16 protein-coding genes and 1 pseudogene are annotated in these 18,264 nt (G+C 74.8%); 9 read left to right on the top strand and 8 right to left on the bottom strand.

Annotated features, from left to right (window positions below; all coding sequences use genetic code 11):
• Positions 1 to 139: 139 nt before the first annotated feature.
• The 4 genes and pseudogenes from AC067J_RS34420 to AC067J_RS34435 form a co-directional block, all read left to right on the top strand.
• Positions 140 to 469: pseudogene (locus AC067J_RS34420) on the top strand (NUDIX domain-containing protein); the annotation flags it as partial.
• Positions 470 to 727: 258 nt separating this feature from the next.
• Positions 728 to 1,063, top strand: a complete 336-nt coding sequence (locus tag AC067J_RS34425) for a hypothetical protein (protein ID WP_478306173.1) — start codon at positions 728 to 730, stop codon at positions 1,061 to 1,063.
• A 414-nt stretch (positions 1,064 to 1,477) separates the two neighbouring features.
• The gene (locus AC067J_RS34430; protein WP_478305985.1) at positions 1,478 to 3,241 is read left to right on the top strand and encodes a hypothetical protein; all 1,764 of its coding nucleotides are present in this window, start codon (positions 1,478 to 1,480) and stop codon (positions 3,239 to 3,241) included.
• 324 nt (positions 3,242 to 3,565) lie between these two features.
• Positions 3,566 to 5,467 (top strand): serine/threonine-protein kinase, encoded by a 1,902-nt coding sequence (locus tag AC067J_RS34435; protein ID WP_478305987.1) that lies wholly within the window; start codon positions 3,566 to 3,568, stop codon positions 5,465 to 5,467.
• Positions 5,468 to 5,529: 62 nt separating this feature from the next.
• On the opposite strand, the gene AC067J_RS34440 is transcribed toward AC067J_RS34435, so the two are convergent.
• The 3 genes from AC067J_RS34440 to AC067J_RS34450 all read right to left on the bottom strand — a co-directional run bounded on the left by AC067J_RS34440 (position 5,530) and on the right by AC067J_RS34450 (position 6,781).
• On the bottom strand, positions 5,530 to 5,862 hold the full coding sequence (locus tag AC067J_RS34440) for a hypothetical protein (RefSeq protein WP_478305989.1): 333 nt from the start codon (positions 5,860 to 5,862) through the stop codon (positions 5,530 to 5,532).
• Positions 5,862 to 6,194 (bottom strand): hypothetical protein, encoded by a 333-nt coding sequence (locus tag AC067J_RS34445; protein WP_478305991.1) that lies wholly within the window; start codon positions 6,192 to 6,194, stop codon positions 5,862 to 5,864. The genes AC067J_RS34440 and AC067J_RS34445 overlap by 1 nt, the downstream gene beginning before the upstream one ends.
• A 161-nt stretch (positions 6,195 to 6,355) precedes the next feature.
• Positions 6,356 to 6,781, bottom strand: coding sequence for a hypothetical protein (locus AC067J_RS34450; RefSeq protein WP_478305993.1), 426 nt, complete (start codon positions 6,779 to 6,781; stop codon positions 6,356 to 6,358).
• A gap of 415 nt (positions 6,782 to 7,196) precedes the next feature.
• On the opposite strand from AC067J_RS34450, the gene AC067J_RS34455 reads away from it, so the two are divergent.
• The 3 genes from AC067J_RS34455 to AC067J_RS34465 all read left to right on the top strand — a co-directional run bounded on the left by AC067J_RS34455 (position 7,197) and on the right by AC067J_RS34465 (position 9,129).
• Entirely contained in the window at positions 7,197 to 8,012 is an 816-nt protein-coding gene (locus AC067J_RS34455; protein ID WP_478305995.1) for a class I SAM-dependent methyltransferase, read from the top strand.
• Positions 8,013 to 8,146: 134 nt separating this feature from the next.
• Positions 8,147 to 8,641 (top strand): MarR family winged helix-turn-helix transcriptional regulator, encoded by a 495-nt coding sequence (locus AC067J_RS34460; protein ID WP_478305997.1) that lies wholly within the window; start codon positions 8,147 to 8,149, stop codon positions 8,639 to 8,641.
• Entirely contained in the window at positions 8,638 to 9,129 is a 492-nt protein-coding gene (locus AC067J_RS34465; RefSeq protein ID WP_478305999.1) for a MarR family transcriptional regulator, read from the top strand. Before AC067J_RS34460 ends, AC067J_RS34465 begins: the two co-directional genes overlap by 4 nt.
• 115 nt (positions 9,130 to 9,244) lie before the next feature.
• Here the strand turns inward: AC067J_RS34465 and AC067J_RS34470 are convergent, their stop codons facing one another.
• Positions 9,245 to 10,093, bottom strand: coding sequence for a hypothetical protein (locus AC067J_RS34470; protein ID WP_478306001.1), 849 nt, complete (start codon positions 10,091 to 10,093; stop codon positions 9,245 to 9,247).
• A 1-nt stretch (position 10,094) separates the two neighbouring features.
• Complete coding sequence (locus AC067J_RS34475) at positions 10,095 to 10,478, bottom strand: hypothetical protein (RefSeq protein ID WP_478306003.1); 384 nt, start codon at positions 10,476 to 10,478, stop codon at positions 10,095 to 10,097.
• A gap of 79 nt (positions 10,479 to 10,557) precedes the next feature.
• On the opposite strand from AC067J_RS34475, the gene AC067J_RS34480 reads away from it, so the two are divergent.
• Positions 10,558 to 15,018, top strand: coding sequence for a CHAT domain-containing protein (locus AC067J_RS34480; protein WP_478306005.1), 4,461 nt, complete (start codon positions 10,558 to 10,560; stop codon positions 15,016 to 15,018).
• A gap of 13 nt (positions 15,019 to 15,031) precedes the next feature.
• Here AC067J_RS34480 and AC067J_RS34485 read toward each other — a convergent pair whose 3' ends face one another.
• Together AC067J_RS34485 and AC067J_RS34490 are read right to left on the bottom strand one after the other, a co-directional pair.
• Positions 15,032 to 15,361, bottom strand: coding sequence for a hypothetical protein (locus AC067J_RS34485; RefSeq protein WP_478306007.1), 330 nt, complete (start codon positions 15,359 to 15,361; stop codon positions 15,032 to 15,034).
• A 78-nt stretch (positions 15,362 to 15,439) separates the two neighbouring features.
• Positions 15,440 to 16,306, bottom strand: coding sequence for an S-methyl-5'-thioadenosine phosphorylase (locus tag AC067J_RS34490; protein ID WP_478306009.1), 867 nt, complete (start codon positions 16,304 to 16,306; stop codon positions 15,440 to 15,442).
• A 264-nt stretch (positions 16,307 to 16,570) separates the two neighbouring features.
• Here AC067J_RS34490 and AC067J_RS34495 point away from each other — a divergent pair, with 264 nt between their 5' ends.
• Positions 16,571 to 17,053, top strand: coding sequence for a hypothetical protein (locus AC067J_RS34495; protein WP_478306011.1), 483 nt, complete (start codon positions 16,571 to 16,573; stop codon positions 17,051 to 17,053).
• Positions 17,054 to 17,109: 56 nt separating this feature from the next.
• On the opposite strand, the gene AC067J_RS34500 is transcribed toward AC067J_RS34495, so the two are convergent.
• Positions 17,110 to 18,132 (bottom strand): hypothetical protein, encoded by a 1,023-nt coding sequence (locus AC067J_RS34500; RefSeq protein ID WP_478306013.1) that lies wholly within the window; start codon positions 18,130 to 18,132, stop codon positions 17,110 to 17,112.
• Positions 18,133 to 18,264: the final 132 nt, after the last annotated feature.

The following is an 18,264-nucleotide window of genomic DNA, read 5'->3' on the forward strand; positions in this document are numbered from 1 at the left end:
GCCCCCTCGGACCCCAGCTCCTGATCTTCGGCCTCATCCTCGCCACCGGCATCAGCGCCGGACTCCCCGCCTGCTTCGCCTGGCTCTCGCCCGACCAACCCGACGGCCCCGACACCACCCCCTGAACTCCCGCGTGCCGGTGTGGCGCGCCACGCGGGAACCCCAGCCGGGCCCGCCGCCCCCAGCGCGGGCCCGGCCGGAACCACCCCGACCCACACAACCCACAACCCAGGAGCCGAACTTGCTGCACCAACTCCCCGACATCCTCACCAACCCGCCCCGCCGCCGACTCGGCCACCAGGCCCTCATCCTCAACCGCGACGGCGCCCTCCTCCTCATCGGCCGCTCCCACACCTCCGGACTCCACCTCCCCGGCGGCGACGCCGAACGCGACGAACTCCCCCACCTCGCCGCCCGCCGACACACCGAGACCCAGACCGGCCTCGTCCTCCCCCTCCGCTCGATCCTCGCCACCGACCACACCGACCCCCACCACCTCCCCGAAGCCCTCACCTTCATCCACTGGGGCGGCCGCCTCACCTCGGCCCCAGGAATCCACCGTCGCCCGCCACCGACCACCCCGCACCGTCACCGCCGTCCACTGGCTCCACCGCGCCCAACTCCCCGACGCCATGCCCCCCGACCAGTACCGCCGCACCACCCAGGCCCTCGACGCCCTCACCAGAGGCACCCACCTCCCCTTCCTCCTCCGCGGCACCCCCGCCGAGTGACGACGAAGCCCCGTCCCTCGCTCCCCCGGCCCGAACCGCCCGGGGAGACGGCCACTCGCTGCCTCGCCTACTACACCCCGCTGTCCCTCGGAGTCGCCGCCGACTTCGACAACCTCCTCGTGCGCGAGGGTCGCCTCGGCGACGCCTCGGCCCTGTACGACGATCCCGGGGTCGACTTCAGTCCGTCCAACCTCTGGGCCGAGGACCGGTCGTGGGTCCTGTGCACCGACTACGACCTGTGGGCCACCAAGGTCGCCGGGCCGACCGCCCTCGTCGAAGCACTGCTGGACGACTCCTGGATCGAGGCCGTCCGACTGCCCTGGGCTCCCTGACCCCGTTCTGCGGCGGGCACCGCCTCACGGTCGACGCAGGCGCTTCACAACGACCCCACGGGCCAAGGGACTCGGCGGGTGTTGCACCGGTGGCAGTACGCACAGGAGAAGCCGGCTCCCCAACCGTCACGGATTCCCCAACTCCGATGAAATTTAGGGGCGTTGGTCGAATCGAGTCCGAGGCGTTCCGGTATCCGCGGTTCCGGCCAGATGGGGCATCGGTTCGGGCCAGCTCCACGTGATCGCGGTGTTCGGACCGACGGGGGCTGCCTACTGTCGAAAAGCCTGATGGCACCTGTCCCCGGGCGGGGCGTGCGGCCTCGAAGGACCCGAACGGCACCCGGCAGCAACCTGGCCCCCACTGCGCGTCCGCCGCCCGCATCCCGTGCAACGCCGAGCTAGGGAGTCCGCGCTGTGCCGTCCTTGCTGCACTACGAGATCGTCACGGATCCGACGTCACTGCAGGCGTCGTTCGACGGGGCACCGTCCGTGGGGTCGGTGTACCTGATCGTCTCCAACTCCCATCAGGAAGACGTGGAGTGGAGGTACATCGACGTGGAGATCCCGGTCGGCTCCGACCCCGAGCACCTGACGGCGGATTCCGCGGCGATCACACCGAGCCTCACCTTGACGTACATGCCGCCGCCTTGGCTGGACGACCCGAAGTTCGCCTGGGACGACACCAGGGGCGTGTTCCGGGCCCAGCACGGCACGTGGCCGGGGAAGAAGGTCACCCTGCCCGGCAATGAGGGGATCGTCCTGAAACTGGACAACATCCCGGTCACCCGGGGCGACGGCCTGGTCCTCGTGAAGATCCACGAGAGGTCCGGCGGCGGCGACGACAACGCGGCCATGCCGACGGACGCCTTCACCACCACCCTGGCGCTCGCCAAGCAGGCGCCGAAGGTCCCGCGCAACTTCCGCCCGACGTACTCCCTGCTGGACACGGACGCGGGCCAGTGGGTCGAACTGAACTGGAACGGGCCCAGCAACCTCGACTACTGGATCCGCCACCCGGACGGCACCGAGCAGCACGCCGTGCAGGCGGTCACCGCGCCCCCGGTGGTCGACAAGGCCTACACCTGGTCCGTCCCCGCCCCGAAGCGCGGCACCACGTACACCCTCGTCGCCGGGACGGACAACGGCGGGCAGGCGCTGCACGGGTACTTCCTCACCACCACCGTCCACGCGCTCGTCCCGGAGTTCGGGAGCGGGACGCGCTCCCCGTGGGTCGAGGGGACCTCGGACAAGGGCCGGGTCACCTTCACCGCGGACGGCGTGAAGGTGGACGACCCGAACCGTGCCCTGGGTACGGTCACCGCCAGGACCGCCGACGTGCAGGACGTGAAGACCGGGACGGTGAAGGGACGGACCGCCGGCTCCGGCTGGATCGACTTCCCCGACACCGGCATCGACGTCTACCACGGGCCCGACAAGGACCTCGGCGTCGTCACCGCCGACCGCGCCGACGTCAACGGCGTCAACACCAAATGGGTCGGCGACCGCGCCGCCGGGAACGGCTGGATCGACTTCCCTCAGGCCGGTATCAACGTCCGCAAGGACGGCACCCAGGAATGGGGCACCGTCTCCGCCGACAAAGCCGACCTCAACGGCCTCAACACCAAATGGGTCGGCGACCGCGACCACGGCAACGGCTGGATCGACTTCCCCCAAACCGGCATCAACGTCCGCAAGGACGGCACCCAGGAATGGGGCACCGTCTCCGCCGACAAAGCCGACCTCAACGGCCTCAACACCAAGTGGGTCCAGGGCCGGGACACCACCGACGGCTGGATCGAGTTCCCCAAGGCCGGCCTCCGGGTCTACCGGGACGGCGGGCACGACCTCGGCGACGTCATCGCCGACAAGGCCGATCTGAACGAGCTGCACGCAGGAGAAGGGCACGTGAAGGGCCTCCTCACCGTCGGCGGTGGGATGCAGCTCAGTCACGACGGTGAGCGGATGTTCGTCACCCTGCCGGACCGGATCGTGTTCTTCGGGATCAACGAGTTCAAGAAGTGGGTGACCTTCGAGCGGGGCATCGGGGTCACCTTCGGCAGGGGCAGCGTCGCGATGACCAAGGAGTACGGGGTGCTGTTCCGCGGCAGCGACGTCCAGATCCAGCAGGGGAAGCTCTCCGTCTCCACCGGCAACCCGCCGCATGTCAGGGAGCTCTAGTACCGCGGGTTTCGGTACCGCGTGCGACGGTCCCCACCGTGACGGTCGCCGGTTGCGCCGGTCGGACCGTTCACGGTGGGGAGGCATCCGGGGTCGTCGCTCGTCGACGGTCGGGCGGGCGGTGCGGGAGAGCCACGGGGAGGCTGTGGGGAGCGGGGCCGAGAGGGGGCTGAGAGGGGGTCGACAGGGCCCGGCTGCACTGTGATCATCTGATGATGATTCAGTGATCGCGATCCCGTTCCACGGGTGGTCCCGGGCCGATAGCGTCTGCCCCGGACGTGTGAGGCGGGGACGGCCACGCCGGGCGTCGAGGGGAGCGTGGGCATGCAGCCGCTGGCAGCGGACGATCCGCGGCAGGTGGGCGAGTACCGGTTGCTGCGGCAGCTCGGAGCGGGCGGGATGGGCCGGGTCTACCTCGGCCGGACCACGGGCGGGCGGACCGTCGCCGTCAAGGTGATCCGTCGCGACCTGGCCGGGGAGCCCGAGTTCCGCGCCCGGTTCCGTCAGGAGGTGGCGGCCGCCCGGCGGGTCGGCGGCACCTGGACGGCACCGGTCCTGGACGCGGACACCGACGGCGGGCACCTCTGGGTGGCCACCGGCTACGTCGCCGGGCCCGCGCTCACCGACGCCGTGAGGGAGTTCGGGCCACTGCCCGAGCCGGTCGTCCGCACCCTCGGCGTCGGCCTCGCCGAGGCGCTCACCCATGTGCACGGCCTCGGGCTGGTGCACCGGGACGTCAAGCCGTCGAACGTGCTGCTGACCCTGGACGGACCGCGGCTGATCGACTTCGGCATCGCCCGCGCACTGGACGCCGCCACCGTGCTCACCCAGTCCGGCCAGGTGGTCGGCTCGCCGGGCTTCATGTCGCCGGAGCAGGCGAACGGCCTGCCCGCCGGGCCGGCCGGCGACGTCTTCTCGCTCGGCGCGGTCCTCGCGTACGCGGCGACGGGCACGATGCCGTTCGGCTCCGGGGTGAGCGCGCCCGTCCTGCTCTACCGGGTGCTGCACGAGGAGCCCGACCTCTCCGGACTGGCCGACCCGCTGCGCTCCCTGGTCCGTGACTGCCTGGCCAAGGACCCGTCGGCCCGCCCGACGCCCGAACGGCTACGGGAACGGCTGGACGGCGACGGCACGGCCGCCGCCCGGCTGGGGCACGGGGACTGGCTGCCGACGGCGCTGGCAGCGGCGGTCGGGCGCAGTGCCGTACAGCTGCTGGACCTGGAAGGGGAGCGGGAGGCCGGGGAGGCGGCGGCCGCGGGGGACGTGGCTGCTGCGACGGCTCCGGAGTCGGCGGCCGGAACCCGGGCTCCCGCCGGGGGCCGGACGGTCGCCGAGGCGGCGAGGGCGGCGCGCGTGGCCGAGGCGGCGAAGGCCGTACCGGGCGGCAGTTTGCCCGGGGCCACCGGCGTGCCCGGGGCCACCGGTGCGCCCGGGTTCGGGCCGCCGGCCCCGCCGGGTTTCGGCCCGCCGGCCGTTGGACCCGTCGGGCCGGGCGGGCCGTACACGCCGCCCCCGGCTTCCGGACCGATCCCCGCCCCGGCCCCGGCCCCGGCCCCGATGCCGTCGGTACCGGCCACGGTGCCGGGCTACGGGCCGTACCCACAACAGCCAGGCGGCCGGCGGGGGTACGGCGCGCTGGCGGCCGTACTGGCCGTCGTACTGCTGCTGGGCGGCGGATACCTGCTGGTCGAGAAGCTACGGGAGAACGACCAGCAGTCCACCGCTTCCGACCCCGGCCGGACCGCCCCGACCGGAGACCGGACGGCACCCGCCGCCCCGGCTTCGGAGAGCCCCGAGCCGACCGACGACCCCTCCGGCCTGGCCGACGAGAGCCCCGAGCCCGGCTCGTCCCCGACCGCCCCGGGGCCGGGCATCATCCCCGCGAAGTTCCTCGGGACGTGGGTCGGCGAGAAGAAGGCCGCCAACGGGGACGTCACCACCGTGACCCTCACCATCGTCCAGTCGGCGCCGAGCGAGGAGAGGAGCAAGATCCGCGCCGAGACGCCGAAGACCGGTATCTGGTGCGAGGGCGCCTGGACGCTCAGCTCGGCCGACGAGAGCCGGGTCGCCTACGCGTCCAGGGAGTCCGGCTCCTCGCCCGGCGCGACGTGCATCTCCGACGGGTCGATCTACCGCCTGATCACGATGCCGTCGGAGGGCACGCTCCACTACAGCAGGGACCTGGCCAGGCCGGACCAGTACCTGGTGCTGCGGAGGAAGGGCTGAGGCGCATGCGGGCACCCTCCTCCGGACCGGCCGGGCTCCGGGGTGTGGGCACCGTTGCGGTGTCAGGAGCCGTCCCGGCGATCACGCCGGAACCGCCGGGCCCGGAGGCTGTTCACGACGACGCCGACGACGCCGTACGTCGGCAGCGCAGCCACCAGGCACTGGGAGACGGCGCTGATCGGCATGTCCAGGCGGAAGAACACGTAGGCGCCCACGCCGGGAACGACCGCGGCGCTCACCAGCCCGATGTCGACGGCCCGGTCCAGCCCGGGCGCGTCCCTGCCCTCCGCCGCCCACCGCTGGATCGAGGCCACGAACCACAACAGGACGAGCGTCGCCGCCTCGACCACGGTCAGCGGAACGGCGACGAGCGGATCGATGATCTGTTCGGGCATCAGACCATCATGGCGCGGAGCGCCGGTCCTGTCCCGAGTACTCGCACTCGGGACGACTCGGCCACGACGCCCGTTACCACGGCACCGTCGATCGGCGGCACGGTCCGCCCGTCGCCCGCGTGGCGGGTGGCGTAGCTGCGCACCAACCGCTTGAGCGCGGCCTCGCCGGCCTTGTAGAGCTCGTAGCCGCCCTCGGTGTCGAGCGAGATGCCGCCCTGTTCGGACGACGTGACGGCAACGGTCCCGCCGGGCGCGACGAGACCGCGGAGGGCTTCCAGGACGCGCAGCGGGCTCAGCGGCCGAGCGCACCGGGTGGGTGGCTCACCGAACACGCCGCTCGCCCACGGCTCCGGCCCCCGCAGAGGCAGGTCTGCGGGGGCCCGAGCCGTTCCGAAGGCAGTGCGCCGCTCACCCGCCGCTCACCCGCCGGTCACCCGCCGCTCACCCGCCGCTCACCCGCCGGTCGGTCGCGGCGGGTGGGCGAGGGCTCCGCTCACCCGCACCAGCCCGGGCCCTTGCCCCACCAGGTACCGGAGTTGTAGTCCCGGCCGCCGTAGTAAATACACTGCCCGGGCGCGTAGATGTAGGCCGTGGCGTAGTAGCTGAAGTCCTTGAATTCCTCCTGCCTCCCGCTGCCGTCGCCGAAGGTCAGATAGGCCCCGGTCGGCGTCGGGGTGCCGACCTTGGTGTTCTTGATGGTGGCGACGCAGTTCTTGCCGGTCGAACTGCTGTAGGTCAGGTAGACCGTCGAGGTGTTGCCCGGCAGGTTGAAGGAATCCTTCGTGACGTAGCTGGAACCGCAGGCCGTCTGCGGGGTGTAGGCGGTGGTGCCGGCGTTGGCGGTGGCGGGGACCGCCAGCAGAATCGAACCGGCCGTCACGGCGAGGGCCGCTATGCGAGCGGAATTCCTGCGGAACATCCTGACTCCTTCGTGCGACTCGTACTCCTGGCAACTTGAGGTGCCAGACCATGACAACAGGCAGCCGCGGCAACGACCGGTCGTCGTGTGCGCACTGTCCGAATCGGCACGGGGACGGACCGGTTCCGCGCCGGAATCGACTCCGCCGATACCGGAACCGGAACCGGAGCCGCCCGAACCGGCGGGATTCTCCTCCGGCCGAGGGATGCTTTCGGCGGTGGAACCGAGGAAGTCCGCCCCGCAGCTCCCGGATTGTCGCGATTCCCGGGAATCACGGGAATCACGAGCGGCTGCGGAGAACACCGCCGACGATCGCCGACGGGCTTTCGCCGGAACAGCACAAGGCTGCTCGCCTTCTCCGGCGTCGGGGTTCGACCCCGGTGCCGCGCACCGGCCGTGGTGGCAGACTGGCCGGATGGGCACACCCGAGGCACGGCCGCCGGGGCACCGGATGTCGTTCGACGCCGCCGCCGACACGTACCGGCGGGGGCGGCCGCCGTACCCGGACGCGGTGTTCGACCTGCTGGCGGACCGCTGCGGACTGCGGCCGGGCACACGGGTCCTCGACGTCGGTGCCGGCACCGGTCTGGCGACCGGGCCGCTGCTGGCGGCCGGCGCCCACGTGGTCGCGGTCGAGCCGGGCGAGCACCTGGCGGCGATCCTCACCGCCGAACTCGCTTGCGACCGGCTGGAGGTGGTGATCGCCGACTTCGAGACCGCCGACCTCGGCCCTGCGGGCGCGGGCGGGTTCGACCTGGCCGTGGCGGCGACCTCGCTGCACTGGCTGGACCCGGTCGCCTCGACCAGGAGGCTGGGCGAACTGGTCCGCCCCGGCGGTCGGGTGGCCGCCTGGTGGACCGAGTTCGGCGACACCCGCCGACCGACGCCGTTCCGCGACCGGCTCGACGAGGTGTACCGCGACCTGCTCCCCGCCGAACCCGGCTACCGCGACAGCCGCCCGCGTGCGCTCGACGCCGACCGGTGGCGGCGGCAGTTGACCGCCGGCGGCTGGTTCGGCGAGGTGGCGGTCGACGCGGTCGAGTGGCACCAGACGCTGACACCGCGGACCGCGCGCGACCTGTGGTCGACGTTCCCGAACGTCGCCGAACTCGCCCCGGCCGCCCGCGAGGAGTTCCTGACCCGGCTCGCCACGCTCGTCGAGGAGCAGGGCGGACAGGTCGAGGACCCGCGCCTGACCGTCCTCTACACGGCCGCCCGCACCACCGCCTGAGCGGGACCACGGACGGACGGACTGACGCTCGACGACCCGCAGTCGCCGACGCCGACACCCACACTCACGCCCGCACGCTCACGCCCGCGCCGGAATAGTAGCCATGGACATAGTAGCCATGTACTCTATTTGGCATGAGCAAGGGTTCACCGGGCCCCACGCCCGGCTTCCTGGTATGGCGACTCGCCAACAAGTGGCGCGTCGCAGTCGATCGCGCGGTGGCTCCACTGGGCCTCACACACGCGCAGTACGTCCTGGTCGCGTCGCTGCACGGCATGCAGCGCACCGGCGAGCGGCCCAGTCAGCGCCGACTCGCCGACCACACCGGCCTGGAGGCGCTGTACGTCTCGAAGCTGGCGCGCGCCCTGGAGTCCGCCGGCCTGATCGAGCGCACCCGCGACCCCCGCGACCCGCGCGCCGTACAACTCGCGCTCACCGAGCAGGGCCGGACCGTCACCCGGCAGGCCATCACGGTGGTCCAGCAACTGCTCCAGCAGCTGCTGGAGCCCCTCGGCGGCCTCGACGCCGAACGGACGCGCGCGCTCACCGACGAGCTGACGATCCTGCTCGACGCACCTCTCGCTCCATCCCTACCGAACGACGAGAGCACTCAGGGGACAACACCATGACCACCAGCACCGGCACCGGCACCACCGCCTCTGCCACCGGCGCCGCCGCCACCGACGGGCCCGTCGCCGACTCCCGCATGCTCGGCCTGGCGCACTACGCCGCCCGCGGCGTCCTGGAGCACGTCCTGGCCCGGCACGGCACCACGTTCCAGCAGCAGATCGCGCTGCGCGCCGCCGTCACCTCCGACGCCCCTCGGACGCGGGACGACCTCGTCGCCCAGGTCCGGGCCTCCCTCAAGGCCGATCCGGCCGACATCCACGCCGCTCTCGACGAACTGCTGGCCCGGCAGCTGCTCGTCTCGGACGGCACACACCTCGGCCCCACGGATGCGGGGCGCGAACTGCTCGCCACCGTCGGCGCGGAGACCGCCCCCGTCTCCGCCCGCGTGTGGGGCGGGATACCCGCCGAGGACCTCGCCGCCGCCGGCCGCGTCCTCGCCCTGGTCACCGAGCGGGCCGACGCGGAGCTCGCGGCACTGGCGGGCTGATCGACAGCCGGCAACCCTTCCGGGGCGATGCGTTGACCCGCGAGCCGCCGGGCGGCCACCGGGCGGCCACCGGGCGGGATGCCGGTGCGAGGGCTCAGGGCTCAGGGCTCAGGACTCAGGGCTCGGAACCCAGGGCTCCGGGCTCGGCCGGGCGGTCGGCCGGGGGGTCGGTGTGCCGGAGGGTGAAGGCGGCCTCGGCCGTGCGGCAGAGGGTCTCCACGGCCTGGCGCAGCGAACGCCAGGAGGCGAGGCCGACGAGGATCCCGACGACGGCCGAGGGCCACCACCAGAGGCCGACGACGGTGAAGGCCACGCCCCACACCAGGGCTTCGCAGGCGGTGTCGTAGGCCTCGCGGGCCGCGCCCAGTGCCTCCCGGGTGGCGTCGGGCGCGCCGAGGAGCAGCCCCGTCCAGGCCTCGGCGACGTCCGCGCCGGCCGTCGCCCGGATGCGCTCCTCCGCCGCGCGCAGCCGGTCGCCCGACCAGGTGGGGCCGGCGGGCCCGGTCGGGGCGGCGCGGGCGCGGCGTGCGTCGAGCCGGGCGGCGCGCAGCTCGTGCCCGGCCGCGCGGGCCCGCACGGCCTCCCTGGCGATCTGCTCGGGCGGTGCCCAACGCCGTTCCCGGCGGCGGGTCAGCCGCCGCCCCAGCGGTGTCAGCCACCAGGGCCAGGCTCCCGAGGCCAGCGCGCCGACCGCCCCGGCGGCGAAGGGTGCCAGGAACGCGGCCGCCACCGCGGCCGCCGCGAGGAGCGCGAGCACCGCCGCGCTGTCGGAGGTGAGGCCGCCGTCGAACCGCAGCACGCCGGCGGTCCTCTCGCGGGCGAGGCCGACGTCGGACCAGTGGCGCCACCCCAACCGGCTGCCGAGCGCGGCGACGACCACGAGGAGCACGGCGGGCAGCAGCCGGCGCAGGAACCATCCGTCGGGGATGCGTTTCTGGAGTTCGAGGAGCAGTCCCAGGCCCATCTCAGTCCACCCGGCGCAGCGGTCCGCCGCTCAGCGCGCAGACCCGGGCGTCCGACGCCGCCCCGTCCGGCAGGTCGATCCGGGCGCAGCGCCCCGTGGGGCAGATCCAGCCGACCGACCGCGGCACGGGCCCGCCCGGCCAGTCGCCGACGCCCATCGTGGTGCGCAGCCCGATCCCGCCGGGGATCCCGGCCTCCTCGGCCGCCTCGTGGAGGTCCCGTACGGCCTCCCGCCAGTCCTCGGTGGCCGGTGCGCCGTCCCGGACGCGGGCGAAGGGCCCGTCCCAGTGCGCCGGTCCGACCAGCTCGCGCAGCGCCTCGGCGTTGCGGCACAGGTACTCGACGGCGTCCTCGAAGACCCGTTGCTCCTTACCCCCGGATCCCACGGCCTCTCCCCTCGGTTTCCGCCGACCGGTTCCCGCCGATGCACGGCGTTCCGACGATACGCCAGGATAGTGTGGAGTTGTGACTGGGCTTCACGAACGCGTGGTGGAACGGGTGTTGGCGGCTCAGAAGGCTCGCGGCAACGCACCGTTGCGGGCTCCCGGAGCGGCGGACGAGGCGTTCGCGCTCCTGGGCGAGGCCGCCCCTTCACCCGAGGACCTCGTCGACCTCGACAAGGTCCTCGCGACCTTCTGGACCTTCTGGCTCCGGCACGAGGGGCCCGACGACCCGGAAGCCGCCGTCAACGTGCTCTTCATCAGCGCCACGTTCGGCTTCCTGCAGCCGCGCGTCCCCGCGCACGTGCAGTTCCCGCCCCAGCTCACGGAGTCCTTCGACCCCGCCGACCCGCTCCACGACGCACGCTTCGCCCACCTCGCCGCCGCGGCCCACGGCGAGCTGCTCCAAGCACCGGACACCGCCGGGCCCGACCGGCTGACGGCACTGGAGCGCGCGCTTGCCTGGTCCGTGCTGGCCCGGAGCCTGCTGCCGCAGGGGCCGGACGGGGACATCGAGTTGACCATGCAGGCCCTCGGGTTCGAGCTGGCGCGCTTCCACCTGACCGCCGACCCGGACGGGCTGGCCCAGGCCGCGCACCACGGCCGGGTGGCGAGCGGGGTGCTGTCCGCCCTCGCCCCTGGCGACCTGGACCAGGCCGCGGCCGAGGCGGCCACGCTCGCCCTCGGGACCGTCCTCGACGCCGCCCGGCTGCTCGGGGACCCCCCGTTCACCGAGGTGGACCGGCTGATCGCGACGGCCCCCGCCGGAACCCTCCCGTCGGAGGCCCTGGAAGCCCTGCACATGGTGCGCTCCCTCCAGGCCGATTCGACCTCCTGGGCGGGGCAGTTCGAGCTGCGGATCGGCATGACCCTCGCCGACGCCGGCGTCCGGGAGCACGACGCCGGCCGGATCGCCTGCGGCGTGCGGCGGCTGGAGTCGGCCCTCGCCGCCACCCCGGCCGGCCATCCGGCGCATCCCGTCGTCGCCGCCGCCCTGGCCGACGCACAGGAGGCCTTCGCCCGCGAGCGCGGTGGAGGTGGCGGTAGCGGTGGAGGTGGCGGCGGAGACGGTGCAGGCGTCGGAGGCGACGGGACCGCCGTGCCCGGAGCGGACACGCCCGGGCCGGACGATCCGGGCGCGGCGAGCAGCCTCCTCGACCGCCTCAGGGAGCTGAACGACCACCTGGGGGCGCCCCCGGACATCGAGTTGGAGGTCTTCTCGATCGCGACCTCGCTCGTCGACCTCGCCGTCTCCGACGAGCGGATCGCCCGGTTCCGCGCCGCGCTCGCCGCGGTCCCGCCGGACGAGCCGCGGCGCTACGCCTACGTCGCCCTCCTGGCCTCCCTCACGGGCGTCCGGGCCGAGGAGCTGCGGGCGTCCGACCCGGCCTCCGCCGCCCGGCTGGCCGCGGAGGCGGGGGCGCTGGCCGGGCAGGCGGCCGCCTCGGCCCCGCCCGGCCTGCCGCTGACCGGCCTGCTGAACGAGGGCCGCTACGACGTGGCCCTGCCGCTCGCCGCGGCCACGGCCGCCGCCGGCGAGCCGGACGGCGGCTTCGAGGACCCGGAACTCGCCCGGATGACCTCCCTGATGGGCCGGTTCGGCGCTCTGCGGCTCGACGGCGCCGAGGAACCCGGCGGACTCGACGACGAGATCACGGCCATCCGCGGGATCCTGGCGGACCTCCCCCAGGACGAGACCCTCCTGCGGGCCCACGTGTCCGGGACCCTCGGCGCCGCCCTGGCGGCCCGGGCCGCCACCTCCCGCGACCCCGGCGCGATGGACGAGATCGTCACGCTCCTCCGGTACGCCCGCACGCACGCCCCCCAGGACTCCGAGGCCACCGACGAGATCCTCGCCCAGGCGCTCACCTTCCTCTCGGCCCTCCGCCTCGACCCGGAGGCCGCGCGCGAGGCGGCGGCGATCCTCGCCGAAGCGGCGGCCGTCCCCAAGGACCCGCGCCGGACCACCGGCCCCTACCACGCGTTCATGTCGGCCCACACCGAGCTCCACAGCGCCCTGCAGAACTACGTACTCGGCCACGACCCGGAGCAGTTGGCCCGGGCCCGGGAAGTGGCCCTGCGGCTCAGGGACCTCGGCGCCGCGGAGGAGGACCGGGAGGCGGCCCGGACCGCCGGGTTCGACCTGATGGGCGACGACTACCTCAACATGATCGACGCCATCGGCCCGGGCGGCGGCCTCACGGCCGTCGTCACGGACGAGCAGCTCGAACGGTGCCGCGCGACCTTCGCCGCGTGCCCGACCGGCCACCCGCGGCGGATGAACGCCGCGATGACGCTGATCAGGGTCCTCGTCCAGCGGGTCCTGAAGGTCCGGACCGGCGATCCCGCACAGGCCCGGAACCTCACCGACGAGGCCCGGCGCGTCGTCGACACCGTCGCGCTGGAGGCCCCCGAGGGCTGGGCCGACCTGCTGCGGGCCCCCCTCACCCTCGTCACCGGCGACCTGCCCCTCCCGCTGCCGCCGGCCGTCACCGAAGGCGCACCGGACCACCCCGGGCGGACGCCCGCGGACCCCGTCGAGGCCGCGGCGCGACGGCTGATGCACAGCCTGCTCGGCGAGGCCGCCGGCCCGCTGATGGACACCCTCACCGCCCCCGCGTGGCTGCGGGCGCACCAGGAGATCGGGGCCGCGGCGGGAGCCCTGCGGGAGTCCGGACCGGGCATCGCCACGGCGCTCGCCCACGTCGAGGCGGCCGTCGAGCTGCTGCCGCGCGTCACCGACCGGGGCAGCACCCAGCAGGCCGCCGAGCACGGACTCGCCTCGTTCGACGGGGATCTGCGGGGGATCACCGAGCTGATCCTGACGTCGATCACCGTCCGGGACGTCCGTGCCCGCCTGGCGGCGTACGGCGTCGACGTGGATGCGTACCGGAGGACGGGGGCGGGGTCAGGGGCGGGGCCGGGGACGGAGGCGGGGTCGGCGGCTGCCCCCCGGGCGGCCCGCCCAGCGGCCTTGCACCCCTCCGACCTCGGCGCCGTCGCCGGTCCCGACGTCGACCGGGCCGTCGAGCTGCTGGAACGCGGTCGCGGGCTGCTGCTGTCCCGGCGGATCGAGGCCCGCGCCGACCTCGGCGAACTGCGGGCCGCCCACGCCGAACCGGCGGACGAGTTCGAGCGCCTCACCGACCTGCTCTCGGACCTGACCGACACCGGCCCCGCCGCCACCGGCACCACCGCCACCGGCCCCACCGACACCGGGGCCACCGCCGGTGACCCGGCGGCCGCCGAGCCCGGCCGGTCCTCGCACGCCGTCCCCGAGCGGGCCCGGCTCGCCGGGCTCCACGCCTCGCGGGACCTCGACGAGCTGATCGAACGCATCCGCGCCCTGCCCGGGTTCGACGACTTCCTCCGCCCGCTCACCGGCGACCGGCTGCGCGGCCTCGCCGCCGACGGGCCGGTCGTCCTGCTGCACCAGGGCCCGCACCACTGCCACGCCCTCGTGGTGACCGGCCGGTCGATCACCGCGCTGCCGCTCGACCCCGGCACCGACGAGCTCACCGACACGGCCCGCCTACTGCGCGGAGCCGTCGACGCCATCAACGGCCAGGGCGCCGCCCGGCCCTCCCCCGCCGCCCTCGTCGACGCCGGCGCCACCGCCCGCCGCACCCTCTCCTGGACCTGGCACCGGATCGTCCGCCCGGTCCTCGACCACCTGGGAGCCGGCGGCCCCGTGCCCGACTCCGGTCCCTGGCCGCGGATCTGGTGGATCCCCACCGGGGCCTTCCACGCCCTTCCGCTGCACGCCGCCCAGTGCACCCTGCCCGACTGCGGCGAAGGCGGCTGCGGCGCCGCGCTCGACGCCGTCGTGTCCTCGTACGTCCCGGGATTCCAGACCCTGGCGTACGCGCGCTCCCGGGCGGCCCACCGCGAGGGCACCGGCGGGGCCGCCGGAGGGAGCGCCGCCCTGCTGGTCGCCGCCCCCGAGGACGACATGCCCGGCGTCGCGACGGCGGCCCACTACGCCGCCGACCTGCTCCGCGCACCCGCACCCCTGGTCGGCGCCGCGGCGACCCGTGAGGCCGTGCTCCGCGCGCTCGGCGGCACCCAGTGGGTGCACTTCGGCTGCCACGCGGCCACCGACCCGGGCGAACCGTCGGGCGCCCTGCTCCACCTGCCCAGCGGCGAGCGGCTCTCCGTCCTGGAGATCTGCCGGGCCCGGCCGCGGGCCGCGCGGCTCGCCTTCCTCACCGCCTGCGGCACGGCCCGCACCTCGGACCGGCTCAGCGACGAGGCCATCCACATCACCAGTGCCTTCCTGGTCGCCGGCTTCCCCGAGGCGGTCGGCACGCTCTGGGAGATCGACAGCACCTACGCCGACCAGGTCACCCGCGCGTTCTACCGCCGGGCGACCGCCGGTGACACGGCGGCCGGCGCGCTCGCCCTGCACCACACCGTCCGCGAACTCCGCAGCCGGATACCCGACCGCCCCCACGTCTGGGCCGCCTACGTCCACGCGGGCGCGTGAGGGGCCGGACTCCTCAGCAGTGGTCCTCGACGTAGAGCAGGCGGCGGCCCGGCGCGACGCGGAACTCGTGTGCCAGGTAGCGCCCGTAGGAGGGGTCACCGCCGGGCCCCGCGTACGCGTTCCTGATCAGTGCCCAGAGTTCCGGGCGGTCGCCGTCCGCCGTGGCACGGGGGCTGATCCCGCCCATGTCGCCCCAGACCAGGGGTGTGGCGGCGTCCCTGACGAGTCGGCGGACGGCGCGCAGGTCCAGTCGCCTGCGGTGCAGGACCCAGCGCGTGCCCCCGTCGTCCAGCAGTGTCACGACGCCCTTGAGGGTGTCGGGGTTGGCGGCGAAGTGCTCCATGGGTCGAGTCTGCACGGCTGGGCGCCGCCGCCGGCTGCCCCCTCCCCGGGCGGGTGTCCGGGCGGGTGTCCGGGCGGGTCAGGGGCCCGGGACGCCGGGGAGGCCGGGGGTGAAGCCGTCGAGGGCCCGGGGGCAGGGGCAGGTGCGGGTGGCGGGGAGGGCTTCGAGGGCCTTGAAGAGGACGGTGCGCAGCCGGTCCACGTTGCGGGAGAAGACCTCCAGCACCTCCGCGTGAGTCACCCCGTCGCCGCTCTCCACGCCCGCGTCCAGGTCGGTGACCAGGTTCAGGGAGGTGTAGCAGAGGGCGAGTTCGCGGGCCAGGACGGCCTCCGGGTGGCCGGTCATGCCGACCGCCGACCAGCCGTTGGCGGTGAACCAGCGGGACTCGGCGCGGGTGGAGAAGCGCGGCCCCTCGATCACGACGAGGGTCCCGCCGTCCACCGGCTCCCAGGCGGCGGCGCGGGCCGCCGCCAGGACGGCGCCGCGGCCGGCCGGGCAGTACGGGTCCGCCATCGGGGCGTGCACGACGCCCGGGACGGAGCCGTCGGGGAGCGGGACGCCGTCGTAGAACGTCTGCACCCGGCCCGAGGTGCGGTCGACGAACTGGTCCGGCACGAGCAGGGTGCCCGGCCCGTAGTCGGGGCGCAGGCCGCCGACCGCGCAGGGGCCGAGCACCTGGCGCACGCCGAGGGAGTGCAGGGCCCAGAGGTTGGCCCGGTAGTCGATCCGGTGCGGCGGGATGTCGTGCCCGCGCCCGTGGCGGGGCAGGAACGCCACCCGCCGGCCGGCCACCTCGCCGATGAAGAGGGAGTCGCTGGGCGGGCCGTACGGCGTCCCGACGGTGACCTCGGTGACGTCGTCGAGCAGCGCGTACAGGCCGGAGCCGCCGATCACGCCGAGTTCTGCGCGCGGGGCCGGGTCGGATGCGGGCCGGGTCGTCGGCATGGAACACCTCTCGTAGGGTGGTCGGTCCAGCTCCGACCACCCTACGAGGACTGTGGGGCCGCGGCGGGAGGAGGCCGCCCGGCGGCCGGAGAGGGTCCGGCGGGCCGACGGGGAAGTGGCGGCGGTACGGGAGGCGGCGGCGGAGGCGTACCGGCGGGCCGGGGCGGAGGACGAGGCGGTGAAGGTCCTGCAGCGGGACGCGGAACGGCCGACGGCCGGCGAAGGGGCCCGCGGCGGGGACGGCGAAGTGGAAGACTGCGGGGCATGACGGTGGAGGACATGGGGTTCGGCGGGCTGGTGCCGGTGGCGGACGGACCGGGTGGGCTGCGGGTGTGGGGCGTGGCGGAGCCGCCCCGGTCCGGGCTGTACGGGGAGCCGGTGGAGGTCAACGTCCTGCTGGAGGCGGGCGAGGAGCCGGAGCAGGTCGACCTGTCGCTGCTCGGCGAGGTGGTGGCGGACGTGGACCGCTTCGTCGGGGCGGCGCTCGGGTTCGTGCGGGAGGTGTTGGCGGCGGAGCCGGAGGTGCTCGGGCTGACGGCGGAGGAGGCCGGGCGCCACCTCGCGGGCTCCGCCGTCGAACTTCCGCTGGGAGCCCCGCAGATCGACTTCCACGTGGACGGTTGGCAGGTGCGGTTCACCGAGGGCGCCCTGCCGGTCTGTGACCCGTACGGGCTCGCCGTGGTGTTCGAGGGGCTGCGGCCGGTACGCGTGGAGGACCTGAGCGACGCCGAACCGGTGGAGGGGTAGCCGACCGGGGCGGCCGGTCGGGGCGGCCGGTCACACCAACCGGTCGGGGCGGCCGGTCAACAGAGGGCGTCCCAGTCGTGGAGTGCCCGGAGGGCCGCCGCGCGCCCGGCCGGGGTGGCGGAGTCCGGGGCCGGGGTCAGGAGGTAGTCGGCGACGGGGGTGAGCAGGAGCGGGCCGTCGGGGGCGGGGACCAGCCGGGCCTCGTCCCAGTCGTGGCGGATGACCGCGCGGCGCAGCAGGGTGCCGTGGCGGGCGGGGAGCCGGGGGGTGGCGGCCTCCGAACGGCGCCGGTGCTCGGGGGCGAGTTCGGCTTCGAGGGTGGCCCGGACCAGGGCGAGCGGGCCGAGCGGGAGGTGGGCGGCGGCGAGGTCGATGAGGGCGGCGGCCTCGGGGGCGAGGCGGTAGGCGGCGATGACGGCGGCGGTCTCGGCGGGTTCGAAGGGCTGCCGGTCGAGGGCGGCGACGTCGAGGACGTCGGCCGGGAGGAAGGGGCGGCGGAGGCCCTCCTCCGCGAGGGCGATGAGGCATTCGACGTGGTCGTCGGCGACCAGGTAGGGGCGGACCGGGACGCCGGCGCCGTCCCCGTCGAGGGCGGCGGTGGTGAGGCGGACGCGGTACCAGGGGTCGACGAGCGGGTCCTCGGCCGGCCAGTGGACGGTGACGGCGGTGTGGTGGGGCCGGTCGCCGGTCAGCGCGACCTCGATGTGCTCCACCGGCTGGTCGGTGACCAGCCGGACGACGGCCTGCCAGAGCGCGGCCTCGCCGGGGGCGACCAGGTCGAGGGCGTCCAGCGGCCGGAGCAGCCCGGCCGGGTAGTAGCCGGCGAGCGGGAGGCCGCGGAGGGCGCGGACGCCGGTGGAGCGGGCGAGGTGTCCGGCGAGGCGGGTGTAGCGGTCGGCGCGGTCGCGGGCGCGGCGGAGTTCGGCGCGGGCGGGTTCGCCCATCCGGACGGCGTCGCCGGCGAGGGCGGAGAGCACCAGGGAGGGCAGGTGGCGGCTGGTGCGGGAGCGGTGGAGCAGTTCGGCCGGCCCGTCGGCCGGGTCGACGTCGAGCAGTTGGTAGAGCAGAGCGGTGTTCACGGCGTCCGCCTCCGAAGGTATGGTCGTGGCCCGGCGCCACCGGCGGCCGACGGCGGGGCCGGAGCGCGGGGTTCCCGGCCGTCCGGGCGGAGGCAGGCGCGGGGTGGACCGGCCCGCGGCGGCAGCGGCCTT

Source organism: Kitasatospora sp. NPDC042419 (assembly GCF_056437345.1).